At 64.5% G+C, this 13,275-nt stretch carries 12 protein-coding genes; all 12 read right to left on the bottom strand.

Annotated elements, in window-relative coordinates:
* Nucleotides 1–8 precede the first annotated feature (8 nt).
* Genes NQE15_RS06360 through mraZ form a run of 12 tightly spaced genes read right to left on the bottom strand, consistent with a single transcriptional unit; the run spans nucleotide 9 to nucleotide 13,233 of the window.
* A complete protein-coding gene (locus tag NQE15_RS06360; protein ID WP_265947613.1) occupies nucleotides 9–926 on the bottom strand; it encodes a D-alanine--D-alanine ligase in 918 nt (305 codons plus the stop codon).
* Nucleotides 923–2,314 (bottom strand): UDP-N-acetylmuramate--L-alanine ligase, encoded by a 1,392-nt coding sequence (gene murC / locus NQE15_RS06355; protein ID WP_265947611.1) that lies wholly within the window; start codon nucleotides 2,312–2,314, stop codon nucleotides 923–925. The genes NQE15_RS06360 and murC overlap by 4 nt, the downstream gene beginning before the upstream one ends.
* Complete coding sequence (gene murG, locus NQE15_RS06350) at nucleotides 2,311–3,369, bottom strand: undecaprenyldiphospho-muramoylpentapeptide beta-N-acetylglucosaminyltransferase (protein ID WP_265947609.1); 1,059 nt, start codon at nucleotides 3,367–3,369, stop codon at nucleotides 2,311–2,313. Before murG ends, murC begins: the two co-directional genes overlap by 4 nt.
* Complete coding sequence (ftsW, locus tag NQE15_RS06345; protein ID WP_265947607.1) at nucleotides 3,366–4,529, bottom strand: putative lipid II flippase FtsW; 1,164 nt, start codon at nucleotides 4,527–4,529, stop codon at nucleotides 3,366–3,368. Before ftsW ends, murG begins: the two co-directional genes overlap by 4 nt.
* The gene (murD, locus tag NQE15_RS06340) at nucleotides 4,526–5,878 is read right to left on the bottom strand and encodes a UDP-N-acetylmuramoyl-L-alanine--D-glutamate ligase (protein WP_265947606.1); all 1,353 of its coding nucleotides are present in this window, start codon (nucleotides 5,876–5,878) and stop codon (nucleotides 4,526–4,528) included. The genes ftsW and murD overlap by 4 nt, the downstream gene beginning before the upstream one ends.
* Nucleotides 5,878–6,981, bottom strand: a complete 1,104-nt coding sequence (gene mraY / locus NQE15_RS06335) for a phospho-N-acetylmuramoyl-pentapeptide-transferase (RefSeq protein ID WP_265947605.1) — start codon at nucleotides 6,979–6,981, stop codon at nucleotides 5,878–5,880. The genes murD and mraY overlap by 1 nt, the downstream gene beginning before the upstream one ends.
* Complete coding sequence (locus NQE15_RS06330) at nucleotides 6,981–8,351, bottom strand: UDP-N-acetylmuramoyl-tripeptide--D-alanyl-D-alanine ligase (RefSeq protein ID WP_265947603.1); 1,371 nt, start codon at nucleotides 8,349–8,351, stop codon at nucleotides 6,981–6,983. Before NQE15_RS06330 ends, mraY begins: the two co-directional genes overlap by 1 nt.
* Nucleotides 8,348–9,829, bottom strand: a complete 1,482-nt coding sequence (locus tag NQE15_RS06325) for a UDP-N-acetylmuramoyl-L-alanyl-D-glutamate--2,6-diaminopimelate ligase (protein ID WP_265947601.1) — start codon at nucleotides 9,827–9,829, stop codon at nucleotides 8,348–8,350. Before NQE15_RS06325 ends, NQE15_RS06330 begins: the two co-directional genes overlap by 4 nt.
* A complete protein-coding gene (locus tag NQE15_RS06320; RefSeq protein WP_265947599.1) occupies nucleotides 9,826–11,574 on the bottom strand; it encodes a peptidoglycan D,D-transpeptidase FtsI family protein in 1,749 nt (582 codons plus the stop codon). Before NQE15_RS06320 ends, NQE15_RS06325 begins: the two co-directional genes overlap by 4 nt.
* Nucleotides 11,574–11,864 carry a cell division protein FtsL gene (gene ftsL, locus NQE15_RS06315; protein ID WP_265947598.1) on the bottom strand — a complete coding sequence of 97 codons (291 nt, stop codon included), beginning with the start codon at nucleotides 11,862–11,864 and terminating at the stop codon, nucleotides 11,574–11,576. The genes NQE15_RS06320 and ftsL overlap by 1 nt, the downstream gene beginning before the upstream one ends.
* Nucleotides 11,864–12,790 (bottom strand): 16S rRNA (cytosine(1402)-N(4))-methyltransferase RsmH, encoded by a 927-nt coding sequence (gene rsmH, locus NQE15_RS06310; protein WP_265947596.1) that lies wholly within the window; start codon nucleotides 12,788–12,790, stop codon nucleotides 11,864–11,866. Before rsmH ends, ftsL begins: the two co-directional genes overlap by 1 nt.
* Nucleotides 12,787–13,233 (bottom strand): division/cell wall cluster transcriptional repressor MraZ, encoded by a 447-nt coding sequence (gene mraZ / locus NQE15_RS06305; RefSeq protein ID WP_265947594.1) that lies wholly within the window; start codon nucleotides 13,231–13,233, stop codon nucleotides 12,787–12,789. Before mraZ ends, rsmH begins: the two co-directional genes overlap by 4 nt.
* Between the last annotated feature and the right edge of the window lie 42 nt (nucleotides 13,234–13,275).

The following is a 13,275-nucleotide window of genomic DNA, read 5'->3' as shown; positions in this document are numbered from 1 at the left end:
TCATCGGCTCAGTCGTTGGCGGCCAGTTCGAGCACGCGGCGCACAAGCGTCGGGTAGTCCATGCCGCTGACCCGCGCCGCCATCGGCACCAGCGAATGATCGGTCATGCCCGGAGCGGTGTTTACTTCCAGGAAATAGTGATTGCCGGCCTCGTCCATCAGGAAATCGACCCGCCCCCAGCCGCGTCCGCCGAGGATGCGGAAGGCTTCCAGGGCACCCCTACGGATTTCCACCTCCTTGGCCTCAGGCAAGCCGCAGGGACACTGGTAGCGCGTGTCGTCGCGGTTGTATTTGGCTTCGTAGTCGTACCAGTCGGTTGCCGGTTCGATCTTGATGATCGGCAAGGCCACCATGTCGTCGCCGCGGCCGATGATGCCGACCGTGTATTCGCCACCCATCACGCCCTTCTCGGCGATAACCAGCGGGTCGTACTTGGCGGCTTCGGCATAGGCGAGGTGCAGCGTGTCGCGCTCCTTGACCTTGCTGATGCCGATCGACGACCCTTCATGCGCCGGCTTGACGAAAATCGGCAGGCCGAGTTCTTCCTCGATATCGGCGAAATCCGAATCGGCATTGAGTAGCGCGTAGTCGGGGATCGGCAGCCCGGCCGCCTGCCACATCAGCTTGGTGCGGAACTTGTCCATGGCCAGCGCCGAGGCCAGCACGCCGGAACCGGTGTAGGGAATGTGCATGACTTCCAGCGCGCCCTGGATGGTGCCGTCCTCGCCATGACGACCGTGCAACGCGATGAAAGCGCGGTCATAGCCTTTCAACGCGTCGAGAGGCTGGGTGGCCGGATCGAAGGGGTGGGCGTCGATGCCCTGGCCCTGCAGCGCGGCCAGCACCCGCGAACCACTGTTCAGGGAAACCTCGCGCTCGGCGGAGGTGCCGCCGAAAAGAACTGCAACTTTGCCGAAACCGCTCATTTGAACTCCACCACCTTGCCCGGAACGGCGCCGATCGAGCCGGCGCCCATGCACAACACCACGTCGCCGTCGCGGGCGACATCCATGATCGTTTGCGGCATGGCCGCGATATCTTCGACGAACACCGGCTCGACCTTGCCGGCGACGCGCAAGGCGCGGGCCAGCGAACGGCCGTCGGCGGCGACGATCGGCGCTTCGCCGGCGGCGTAGATTTCGGCCAGCAGCAGCACGTCGGTCGTGGACAGCACCTTGACGAAATCTTCGAAACAGTCGCGCGTCCGCGTGTAGCGGTGCGGCTGGAAGGCCAGCACCAGGCGGCGGCCAGGGAAGGCGCCGCGGGCGGCGGCCAGGGTTGCCGCCATCTCGACCGGGTGATGGCCGTAGTCGTCGACCAGCGTGAAGCTGCCGCCGGCCGGCAGGGCGACTTCGCCGTAGCGCTGGAAGCGCCGACCGACGCCCTTGAACTCGGCGAGCGCCTTGATGATGGCTGCGTCGGCGACTTGCAACTCGGTGGCGACGGCGATTGCCGCCAGTGCGTTGAGCACGTTGTGCAGACCCGGCGTGTTGAGCGTGATCGACAGGCGGCTGGTCGTGCCATTGACCCGCACGCAGTCGAAACGCATCTGGCCGTCAGCGGCGACGACGTTTTCGGCGTAGAAATTGCAGCCCGGCGTCAGACCGTAGGTAACGATCTGCTTGGCGACCTGCGGCATGATGGCGCGCACGTTCGGATCGTCGGCGCAAAGCACGGCGACGCCGTAGAACGGCAGGCGGTTCAGGAATTCGACGAAAGCGCCCTTGAGGCGCTCGAAGTCGTGACCGTAGGTTTCCATGTGGTCGGCGTCGATGTTGGTGACCACCGAAAGAACCGGCGACAGGAACAGGAAGGAGGCATCCGATTCGTCGGCCTCGGCCACCAGGAACTCGCCGCTGCCCAAGCGGGCGTTGGCCCCAGCCGCATTGAGCCGGCCGCCGATGACGAAGGTCGGATCGATGCCGCCTTCGGCCAGGATGGTGGCCACCAGGCTGGTCGTTGTCGTCTTGCCATGGGTGCCGGCGATGGCGATGCCACGCTTGAGGCGCATCAGCTCGGCCAGCATCTGGGCGCGCGGCACGACCGGAATCTTGCTCTCGCGGGCGGCGGCAACTTCCGGGTTGTCGGCCTTGACCGCCGTCGATACGACCACCGCCTGGGCGCCCCGAATGTTTTCCGCGGCATGTCCAATCACCACCCGGATGCCCTCGCCTTCAAGGCGCCGGGTCGTCGCGCTGGCCGCAATATCGGATCCGCTGACCGTATAGCCAAGGTGGGCCAGCACTTCGGCGATGCCGCTCATGCCCGAGCCGCCGACGCCGACGAAGTGGATGTGTTTGACCTTGTGTTTCATTTCGCGCTCTCCGCACAAATATTCGCCACTTCTTCGGTGGCATCGGGTTTGGCCAGGCTGCGAGCCTTTTCGGCCATTTCCAGCAGCTGGCTGCGGCTGTAGTTGCGGATCAACGCAATGCTCTCCGGGGTCAATTCGGATTGCGGCAGCAGGAAGGCGCCGCCGACATTGACCAGGAATTTGGCATTGCCGGTCTGGTGGTCATCGACCGCATGCGGGAAAGGCACCAGGATGCTGGCCACGCCGGCCGCCGCCAGTTCGGCCACGGTCAGGGCGCCGGCCCGGCAGATCACCAGATCGGCCCATTCGTAGGCCCCGGCCATGTCCTCGATGAAGGAAACGCAGTGAGCCTGGACGCCGACTGCCGCATAGGCTGCCTTGAGCGCCTCGAGATGCTTTTCGCCGGCTTGGTGGACGATTTGCGGCTGATCGCTTTCGCCCAGCATGGCGAGGCCTTGCGGCACCACTTCGTTCAGCGCCTGCGCCCCCAGACTGCCGCCGATGACCAGCAGACGGAGTGCGCCTGTCCGTTCGGCAAAACGCTCGGCCGGCGGAGCGATGCGTGCAATCTCATCCCGTACCGGGTTGCCGGCCCAAATGCCCTTATTCAGGACATCTGGGAAGCCACTCACGATGCGGTCGGCAACGCTGGCCAGCACACGGTTGGCCAGCCCGGCCACCGAATTCTGTTCGTGGATGACTAGTGGCTTGTTGAGCAGCGAGGCCATCATGCCGCCCGGAAAGGTGATGTAGCCGCCCATACCGAGCACGACATCGGGCCGCACCTGGCGGATGACCTTTTGCGCCTGCCAGAAGCCGCGCAACAGGTTGAAGGGCAGCAGCAGCTTCCTGAGGATACCCTTGCCGCGCAAGGCGCTGAATTTCAGCCAGACCATTTGATAGCCGTGCTGCGGCACCAGGCGGGCCTCCATGCCATCCGGATTACCCAGCCAGACGACGTTCCAGCTGCGCTGGCGCATCTTGTCGGCAACGGCCAGCGCCGGGAAGATGTGGCCGCCGGTACCGCCGGCCATGATCATGATGGTCTTGCTCATAGTTTTCCGCCTCTCATGAGTTGCCGGTTCTCCCAGTCAACCCGCAAAAGGATCGCCATCGCCACGCAGTTGGCGAGAATGCCCGAGCCGCCGAAGCTCATCAGCGGCAGAGTCAGGCCCTTGGTCGGCAGCAGGCCCATATTGACGCCCATATTGATGAAGGACTGAACGCCGATCCAGATGCCGAGCCCCATGGCGACCAGCGCCGGATACAGGCGATCGAGCTGGACGCACTGGCGGCCGATGGCGAAGGCCCGCTGGACGACCAGCGCGAACAGCCCGATCACTGCCAGCACGCCGAAAAAGCCAAGTTCCTCGGCGATCACGGCAAGCAGGAAGTCGGTATGCGCCTCGGGCAAGTAGAACAGCTTCTCGAGGCTGCCACCGAGGCCGACCCCGAACAGTTCGCCACGTCCAAAGGCGATCAGCGAATGCGAGAGCTGGTAGCCACGCCCGAAGGCATCGGCCCAGGGGTCCATGAAACCGAAGATGCGATCGCGCCGGTAAGGCGAGACGATGATCAGCAAGGCGAAGGCAATCAACAGGCCAATGACGAGCAGGGCGAACAGCCGCGCCTTCAAGCCACCAAGGAAAAGAATGCCGATCGAGATCGAGATGATGACGACGAAGGCGCCGAAGTCCGGCTCCTTGAGGAGCAGCATGCCGACGATGGCCATCGCGCCGAACATCGGCAGGAAGGCCTGTTTCAGGTCGTGCATGACGTTGATCTTGCGCACGGTGTAATCGGCGGCGTAAAGCGCGGCGAACAGCTTCATCAGTTCCGACGGCTGCAGATTGGCAAAGCCGAGCGGCAGCCAACGGCGGGCGCCATTGACGTCACGGCCGATGCCGGGGATAAGCACGATGGCGAGCAGCACGACCCCGATCATGAACAGGTAAGGCGCATTTTTCTGCCATAGCGACAGGGGCACCTGGAAGGCAACGGCGGCCGCGACCAGGCCGATACACAGGAAAATGCCATGGCGGACCAGGTAGTAGGCCGGCTGGTGGCCGGTGAAGCGCCCGCCCTCGGCAGTTGCGATCGAGGCCGAATAGACCATCACCAGCCCGGCGAAGAGCAGGATCAAGACGCTCCACAGCAGGGCGTAGTCGATCTCGGCCACCTGGCGACGCGGGGTGTCGAGGGCGCCGATCATCATGACGACAAGCCCTTCACCGCGTCGATGAAGGCCTCGGCCCGATGCGCGTAGTTGCGGTACATGTCGAGGCTGGCGCAGGCCGGGGAAAGCAGCACGCAATCGCCGGCCATGGCCTGGGCGGTCAGCCAGCGCACGGCGGCGTCCATGTCGCCGAGAATCCGGGTCGGGACACCGCTGCCTTCGAGGGCCATGCCGATGGCGGCGGCGTCGCGGCCGATCAGGGCCACGGCACGACCATGCTTTTCCAGTGCCGGCTTGAGCGGCGAGAAATCCTGGCCTTTGCCGTCGCCGCCGAGGACGATAGCGACCTTGCGACCCATACCTTCGATGGCGGCCAGCGTGGCGCCGACATTGGTGCCCTTCGAATCGTCGACGTAAAGGACACCGGAGATTTCGGCCACGGTTTCGACACGGTGCGGCAGACCGGCGAAAGCCTTCAGCGGACCGATCAGGCGGGCCGCTTCAACGCCGACCGCTTCACAGAGAGCGAGCGCGGCCATCGCGTTGGCGGCATTGTGCAGGCCGGACAGTTTCAGGTCAGCCAGCCCGACGAGCTTTTCCTTGCCGCGCCAGATGGCACCGTCGGCATAGCCGTAATCGACGCCGCGCGGTGCCGGATTCAGGCCGAAAGTGACTAGCGTCCGCCCGCAACGGCCATTGGCCATCGACCAATCGTCGTCGCGATTCAGCACCATGATGCCCTTGCCCTGGAAGACGCGGGATTTGGCGGCAGCGTAATTAGCCAGGCTGCCGTCGTAACGGTCGAGGTGGTCTTCCGAAACATTGAGCACGGTCGCCGCCCTGGCATTCAGGTGGTGCGTCGTTTCAAGCTGGAAACTCGACAGTTCGACCACCCATACCTCGGGCAAGGCGCCAGCATCCTGGGCATCCATCAGGGCATCGAGGGCCGACGGCGAGATGTTGCCGCAGGCAATGGCCGGCACGCCGGCGCCGTTTAGCAGGTGAGCGGTCAAGGCCGTAGTAGTCGTCTTGCCGTTGCTGCCGGTGATGGCGATGAGCTGCGAAGCGGGCGCTTGGTCGCGCACGCCGGCGGCGAACAATTCGATTTCGGAAATCACCGGCACACCGGCGGCGGCGATCTCGGGTGTTGCCTTGGGCACGCCCGGCGACAGGGCGATCAGGTCAAGGCCGGCAAAAGTGGCGGCGGCGAACGGCCCGGCGATGACCTCCGCCTGCGGCGCGACGGCGGCCAGTGCCGGCAGGTTCGGCGGGTTGGCGCGCGAATCGGCAACGCGGACGAACGCGCCCTGACGATGCAGCCACTTGGCCATCGCCAGCCCGGACTCACCGAGCCCGACGACCAGAACGCGTTTTCCCTTGAGTTCCATCAGCGCAATTTCAACGACGAAAGCCCGACCAGCACGAGCATGATGGTGATGATCCAGAAGCGGACGACGACCTGCGTCTCCTTCCAGCCGGTTTGTTCGAAGTGGTGATGCAGCGGCGCCATGCGCAGGATGCGCCGGCCCTCGCCGTATTTTTTCTTGGTGTATTTGAACCAGCTGACTTGCAGCATGACCGACAGGGTTTCGACGACGAAGACGCCGCCCATGATCAACAGCACGATTTCCTGGCGAATGATCACCGCCACGGTACCGAGCGCCGCGCCGAGAGCCAGGGCGCCGACATCGCCCATGAAGACTTCGGCCGGATAGGCGTTGAACCACAGGAAGCCGAGCCCGGCCCCGGCGATCGCGCCGAGCAGGATGCAGAGTTCCCCAGCCCCCGGCACGTAGGGAATCAGCAGATATTTGGCATAGACCGCGTGGCCGGTGACGTAGGCGAACAGCGCAAAGGCCGAGGCGATCATGACGGTTGGCATGATCGCCAGGCCGTCGAGGCCGTCGGTCAAATTAACCGCATTGCTGGTGCCGACGATCACGAAATACGTCAGCGTGATGAAGCCGATGATGCCCAAGGGATAGGCGACCGTCTTGAAGAAGGGCACGATGAGCTGGGTTTCGGCGCCGGACTTGGCCGAGAAGGCGAGGAACAGCGCGGCGCCGATGCCGAGCACCGACTGCCAGAAATACTTCCACTTGGCCGACAGGCCTTTCGGATCGCGGTAGACGACTTTCTTCCAGTCGTCGTACCAGCCGACGATGCCGTAGCCGAGGGTCACGACGAGCACGGTCCACACGTATTTATTGGTCAGGTCGCCCCAGAGCAGGGTCGTGATGGCGATAGCGATCAGGATCAGCACGCCGCCCATGGTCGGCGTGCCAGACTTCACGAGGTGGGTCTGCGGGCCGTCGGCGCGCACCGCCTGGCCGATCTTCTTGGCCGCCAGCCAGCGGATCACGCCCGGCCCGGCGGCGAAGGAAATCAGCAGCGCGGTCATCGCGGCGAGCACGGTGCGCAGGGTGATGTAATTGAAGACGTTGAAAAAGCGCACGTCCTGGGCGAGCCATTGGGTCAACGCCAGCAGCATCAGTTTTTCTCCTCGGGGGTGGCCGCCACGGCCAGGGCATCCGCCACCCGTTCCATTTTCATGAAGCGCGACCCCTTGACCAGCACCGTGGTATCCGGACCGAGTTCCTTGTCGACGGCGGCAATCAGTTTTTCGACATTGCAGTAATGCTTGGCCCCCTCACCGAAGTTGCGCACCGCCTGCTGCGCGGCGTCGCCCAGGGCGAACAGGCGATCGATGCCTTGGCTCTTGGCATAGCCGCCGATTTCATCGTGATACTGGCCGCTGGCCTCGCCGATTTCACCCATGTCGCCGAGGACCAGCAGCTTGCGGCCGATGGTGGCGGCGAGCACGTCGATTCCGGCGCGGACCGAGTCCGGATTGGCGTTGTAGGTGTCGTCCAGAATTTCGGCACCCTTGTTGCCGGCGCGCCGTTGCAGACGGCCCTTGACGCCGGCGAAGCTTTCCAGCCCGGCGATCACTGCGGTCAACGGCAGACCGGCGGCGAGACAGGCGGCGGCGGCGGCTACCGCATTACGGGCGTTGTGGCGACCAGCAATGCGCAGACGGATGCTCGCCGAGCCCGCCGGGGCGCTCAATTCGAGGGCGGTTTCCAGGCCATGTTGATGCACCTTGCCGTAAACGTCGGCGGCCTGATCGACCCCGAAAGTGCAAACCGCATGCGGAGCGGCCATTTCGCGCCAGGCCTCGGCGTAGCAATCATCGGCATTGACGACTGCGATGCCGTTGGCGTCCAAGCCGCCAAAGATGCTGCCCTTTTCGCGGGCAACTTCATCGAGGTCGCCCATCCCTTCGAGGTGGGCGCGTTGGGCGTTGGTGACCAGCGCCACGGTTGGCGCGCCGATCGGAGCCAGATAGCCGATCTCGCCCGGATGATTCATACCCATTTCGATCACCGCGGCCCGGTGCCCGGCATGCAGGCCGAGCAGGGTGAGCGGCAGACCGATGTCGTTGTTGAAGTTGCCGCGCGTCGCCAGCACATCATCGCCAAACTGGGCCTTGAGGATGACGGCGATCATTTCCTTGGTCGTCGTCTTGCCGTTGGAGCCGGTGACGGCGATCACCGGCAACTGGAAACTGCGCCGCCAGGCGGCGGCGAGGCGGCCGAGTGCGAGTCGCGTATCGTCGACGATGACGGCCGTGACACCCGCCGGCAGCTTGCTTTCATCGGCCACCATCAGAGCTGCGGCGCCGCTGGCCACAGCCGGGGCAAGAAAATCGTGGGCATCGAAACGCTCACCGCGCAAGGCGATGAACAACTGCCCGGGGCCGATACCTCGGGTATCGGTGGAGACACCGGACACGGCGAGGTCCGGGCCGGTCAGGCGGCCATCGACCGCTACAGCAACTTGCGAGAGCAGCCAGTTCATACGGCCTTTCCCTCCTGTGCGGAGCGACGCAGGGCCAACGCGGCCTGCGCCTGCTCGATATCGGAAAATGGGGTGCGGACGCCGCTCACCTCTTGATAGGTTTCGTGGCCTTTGCCGGCAAGCAGGATCACATCGCGGGCATCGGCTTCGCATACCGCCCGGCGGATGGCCACGGCCCGGTCGACTTCGACTTCGGCATGCGTCATGCCAGCCAGGATGTCGTCAATGATGGCCTGCGGCACTTCGCTGCGCGGGTTGTCGCTGGTCACCAGCACGCGGTCGGCCTTCTGCTCGGCGACGCCGCCCATCAGCGGACGCTTGCCCTTGTCGCGATCGCCGCCGCAACCGAAGACGACGCACAGGCGACCGCCACGCGGGGTGACGACATCGCGCAGGGCGGTCAGCGCATTGTCCAGCGCATCCGGCGTATGCGAGTAATCGACGACGACAAGCGGTTCGCCATTCCCGCCGACACGCTCCATGCGGCCGGGCGGCGGGGTCAGTTCGGAGAGGCGGCGCACGACTTCCTGGACCGAGACGCCAGCATCGTGCAGGACGGCAGCGACGGCGAGCAGGTTGGAGATGTTGTAGCGGCCGACCAGCCCGGTATCGACCGTGCCCCGGCCATTCGGCAGAATCAGGGTGAAACGCTGGCCGAAAGGGGTATCGACCAAGTTTTCGGCGCGGACATGGGCCGGAAAATCGCGGCGCGGCTCGCCGATAGCATAGCCCAGCACACGCATGGCGGTCGTCTCGCGCACCAGTTTCAGGCCGAATTCATCGTCCAAGTTGATGATCGCCGTGCGCAGCCGCGGCCAGGCGAAGAGCCTGGCCTTGGCGGCGGCATAGGCATCCATTGTGCCGTGATAGTCGAGGTGGTCGCGGGTGATGTTGGTGAATACCGCGACATCGACGCGCGCCCCGTTCAGCCGGCCTTCCTGGATGCCGATCGAACTGGCCTCGAGGGCGCAGGCGACTGCGTGCTCGGCGCGGAAGCGGGCGAGGTAGCGCATCAGGGTCGTCGCTTCCGGGGTCGTGAAACCGGTATCGACCAGACCATCCGGAAAGCCGGCGCCCAAAGTGCCGATGATGGCGCAGGGTTTCGGATAGGCGCTGGCAATGCACTGACTGATCGTCGTCTTGCCATTGGTCCCGGTGATCGCGATCAGCGACAGGCCTTCGCTGGGGTGGCCATAGACGGCATGGGCGAGCGGCCCGGCCAGAGGACGCAGGGCGTCGACCGCCAGGTTGGGAACTTGCCAGCCGGCATTCCAGGCGAATTCGCCACCCGGTTGCCAGGCTACGGCTACCGCCCCGCGGGCAATGGCATCGCCGATATAACGGCGACCATCGGCCAGATCACCGGGGTAGGCGAGGAAGAGATCGCCGGCCTGGACCTGGCGACTGTCGTCGGCGACACCACTCTGTTCGATGCCGAGCGCGGCGAGACGGTCGAGAATTTCGCGTGGTGTGCTCACAAGCTGCCCTTCCCCAGCGCTGCCTCAGCCACCTGGATCGGCGCATCCGGCACGATACCCAGGGTGCGCAGGGCGCCACCGGTAATCTGCGAGAAGGCCGGACCGGCGACATCGCCGCCGTAGTGGGCGCCGCCGGTCGGCTCGTCGATCATCACGGCGACGACCAGGCGCGGATCGCTGATCGGCGCGATACCGACAAACGAGGCAATGTACTTGCGGGCATAGACCCCGCCTTCAATCTTGTAGGCGGTACCGGTCTTGCCGCCGACCCGATAGCCGGGAACCCGCGCTTTCGGCGCCGTACCTTCCGGCTGGACGGCCATTTCGAGCATCGCCCGCACTTCGCGCGAGGTCTGCGGCGAGAAGACGCGGACTCCACGTACCGGTGCGTCTTCGAGGCGAATCAGCGACAGCGGCATCAGCTCGCCATCGTGTGCGAAGACCGTGTAGGCCCGCGCCAGTTGAACCAGGCTGACGGCAATGCCGTGACCGTAGGACATCGTTGCCTGCTCGATCGGGCGCCAGTTTTTCCAGGGCCGCAGGCGGCCATTGACCTCGCCCGGAAAGCCGAGGTTGGGCATCTGGCCGAAGCCGACGCTGTCGAACATTTCCCACATTTCCTGCGGCGGGAAGCCGAGGGCGATCTTGGCCGTGCCGACGTTGGAGGATTTCTGGATGACCTGGGCCACGGTCAGCGCGCCATGCGGGTGGGCATCGGAGATGGTCGCGCTGCCGATGGTCAGTCGCCCCGGCGCACAATTGATTATGGTATCGAAGCGCACCTTGCCCCTTTCCAGTGCCAAGGCTGCTGTAAACGGCTTCATCACCGACCCCGGTTCGAAGGTGTCGGTGATTGCCCGGTTGCGCAGCTGGGCTCCTGAGAGATGCTGGCGATTGTTCGGGTTATAAGTCGGCCAGTTGGCCAGTGCCAGGATTTCGCCGTTGCGGGTGTCGATCACGATGGCACCACCAGCCTTGGCTTTGTTACTTTCGACTGCTGCCTTCAGATGGCTGTAGGCCAGATACTGGATCTTGGAATCGAGGGCGAGGCGGATTTCCTTGCCATCCTGCGGCGGCTTCAAAGCCCCGACGTCCTCGACGATATTGCCGCGCCGGTCGCGAATCACGGTCCGCGCCCCGGGACGGCCGAGCAGGCTCTGCTGGAAGGCCAGTTCGACCCCCTCCAGACCCTTGTCGTCCACGCCGGTAAAGCCGACGATATGGGCCGTCATGTCGCCGGTCGGGTAATAGCGGCGGTATTCCTTTTCGTTATGCACGCCAGGCAGCTTCAGCGCCGCGATGCGGTCGGCCGTCTCCGGCGGCACTTGGCGCTTAACGAAGACGAAGGTCTTGTCCGAGGCGATCTTGCCGTCAAGTTCGCGCACACTCATTTCGAGGAGGGCGGCGAGTTGCCGCTTCTGCGGTGCGTCCATGGTCCGCGCATCGCCGGGAATGGCCCAGATCGACTTCATCGGTGTAGACACGGCCAGCATGTCGCCATTGCGGTCGGTAATCTTGCCCCGCGAGGCGGAGACTTCGATGTCGCGGCGATAGCGCGAGTCGCCCTTCTCTTGCAGGAAATCGTTATTGATCACTTGCAGATAGAAGCCGCGCGCCACCAGGGCCAGAAACGCCACCATTAACAACAGGCCGACCGTGCGCGAACGCCAGCCCTGCAGCGCCAGTTGCAGCACCGGGCTTTCCGTAAAGCGATGGCCTCGTTGCGGGCGGCGGCGAACGACCATCAGTGGCCCGCCTTTTTGAGCGGGCCCGGGACGGATGGCGGCACGACACGGCCGATCGCATCGGGCGTCACCATGTGCAGGCGGTCGCGGGCGATCTTCTCGATCCGCGGATGGGTGGCCCAGGTCGACATTTCAAGCTGCAACTGGCCATATTCGACGTCGAGCTGACGTGCCCGCTCCTGCTCCCCTTCCAGGGCCTGAAAGAGCTTGCGCGCGCGGTGCTGGGAGGTCACCACACCAAGCGCGCAAATCACGACAATCAGCAGGAGGATCATGTTGAAACGGACCATTACAGTTTTTCAGCCACACGCATCACGGCACTGCGCGCCCGCGGATTGGCAGCGACTTCCGCCGCCGACGGCTTTAGTTGCTTGCCGATCAGGCGCAGCTTGGGCTTTGGCAACTGGTCCGCACGCAAGGGCAGGCCCTTGGGCAGATCGTCGGCGTTGGCCTGGGAGCGCATGAAGTTCTTGACGATACGGTCTTCCAGCGAATGAAAGCAGATCACGACCAGCCGCCCGCCCGGCTTGAGCAGCTCAAGTGCCTGCGGCAGGGCTATCTCCAGCTGGCGGAGCTCTTGATTGATATGAATCCGTAGAGCTTGAAAGCTGCGCGTCGCCGGGTCCTGCCCTGGCTCACGGGTGCGCACGGTCTCGCGTACGAGGGCCGCGAACTGAGCTGTTGTGACAATAGGTTGTTCGAGCCGAGCAGCCACAACCTTCTTTGCAATCTGGAAAGCAAACCGTTCTTCGCCATAGTTTCTAATGACCTCCGTAATGTCCCTTATATCGGCCCGCGCCAGCCACTCGGCCGCCGTCTCGCCCTGCGTCACATCCATCCGCATGTCGAGCGGCGCATCGTGGCGAAAGCTGAAGCCGCGCCCCCCGTCGTCGATTTGCGGCGACGACACCCCTACATCAAACAGAATTCCATCGATCTCCCGCACGCCAGCCTCTTCTGCCGCCTCGGCAATTTCGCCGAAGGCGCGATGGACCAGTTGAAACCGGGAATCGTTGATCGTCGCCCCCGCGGCGATCGCCTGCGGATCGCGGTCGAGAGCGACCAGGCGGCCCTTCTCGTTGAGCACGGAAAGGATCAGCCGGCTGTGGCCGCCGCGACCGAAGGTGGCATCCATATAGGCACCTTCGGCCTTGATCGCCAGCGCTTGAACCGCCTCTTCGAGCAGCACCGTGACGTGGGTGCCACCCTGGGTCACAGCACCAGATCTCCAAAGCCCGGCGGCAGATCGCCGGAAAGCGCCTCCGCTGCCAGATCGTTCTGCTGTTTCCAGCCGGCCTCGCTCCAGATTTCGAAATGGCTGCCCATTCCGACCAGGTAGACCGTCTTTTCCAGATGGGCGTACTCGCGCAGCTCCGGGGCGACCAGGATGCGGCCGGCCGAATCGAGCTCTTCCGTACGGGCGTTACCGACCAGGACGCGCTTGATCGAGGCGGCGCGGGTATCGAGGCTGGAAGCCTTGAGAATCTGGTCGCGAATCGGCTGCCAGGCCGGCGAGGGATAAAGCAGCAGGCAGCGATGCGGGTGCGCGGTCAGCACGAGCGAGCCTTCGGCGGCGGCGAGCAGGGGCTCGCGGTGCCTTGCCGGTATGGCAAGACGCCCCTTGGCATCTAGACTCAGCGCAGTCGCCCCTTCGAACATCCCTCGTCTCGCTCCTCGTTTACCCACTTTTCAACACGTTTT

Source organism: Dechloromonas sp. A34 (genome assembly GCF_026261605.1).
Taxonomy (GTDB): Bacteria; Pseudomonadota; Gammaproteobacteria; order Burkholderiales; family Rhodocyclaceae; genus Azonexus.
The sequence above is the reverse complement of the archived record's forward strand: the minus strand, read 5'-3'. Positions and strand labels throughout refer to the sequence as shown.